Source organism: Herbiconiux daphne, assembly GCF_024979295.1.
Classification (GTDB): domain Bacteria; phylum Actinomycetota; class Actinomycetes; order Actinomycetales; family Microbacteriaceae; genus Herbiconiux; species Herbiconiux daphnes.
Genome location: NZ_JANLCJ010000405.1, coordinates 1 through 695 on the forward strand (window position 1 = coordinate 1; position 695 = coordinate 695).

Sequence of the window (695 nt, forward strand, 5' to 3'; positions counted from 1 at the left end):
CGGTAAACTTTACACAGGCAAGGGTGCGAAAAAGAAAGCAGAGAAACAAGCTGCTGCCATCCACATCTCTCAAATCAAAGCAGGTAAGCCTACGGAATGATTACTGTCATTGAAACACACGACGGTAGTGAAGAAGCCTTCGAGTGGTTCCGTGATAAACTCTATCCTGAATGGAGCCTTGAATACACAGTCAATCGCTTGAACTGGTATTTTGATTTATCAGAAGCGAGACGTTTCCAGTTCTACCATAATGGTGAACACGTTGGATTCCTCGCTTGTGAACAAGGCTTCACACTTCATTACCCAGCAGTGGTGAATATCTCCACTGTCATCCATCCGAATGCTCACGGTAATCGTGCCCTCCTCAAAGTAATGCTCGAACAAGCGAAGCAAGTCTGTCGTGAGGCAGGTATTCCATTGCTGGTTAGAAGCGTTCATCTAACTCCCTCCGTGTCGAGGGTAAATACAACCCGCGTCTTTTAGGAGGTGCATTAATGTCCCACGCATTTCATCACGTTACACACGCAATCTCAAAGGTTGTCCACACTGTTACTAAACCAGTCCAACAGGTTGAACGTCAGATTAACAATGTTATTTCTAAAGTTCCTGTAATCGGTCAGCCTATTGCTCACGTTACTCAAGGTATCGAGAATGAAGTAAACCGTATTGCTGAGAATCCAGTCAAAGGTATCCAG

The 695-nt window shown here is 44.9% G+C and carries 2 protein-coding genes; both read left to right on the forward strand.

What is annotated here, in order from left to right; genetic code table 11:
* Positions 1 to 96: 96 nt before the first annotated feature.
* On the forward strand, positions 97 to 483 hold the full coding sequence (locus N1032_RS25510; RefSeq protein WP_259543393.1) for a GNAT family N-acetyltransferase: 387 nt from the start codon (positions 97 to 99) through the stop codon (positions 481 to 483).
* A gap of 11 nt (positions 484 to 494) precedes the next feature.
* On the forward strand, positions 495 to 695 hold a 201-nt coding region (locus tag N1032_RS25515; protein ID WP_259543394.1), incomplete at its 3' end, for a hypothetical protein.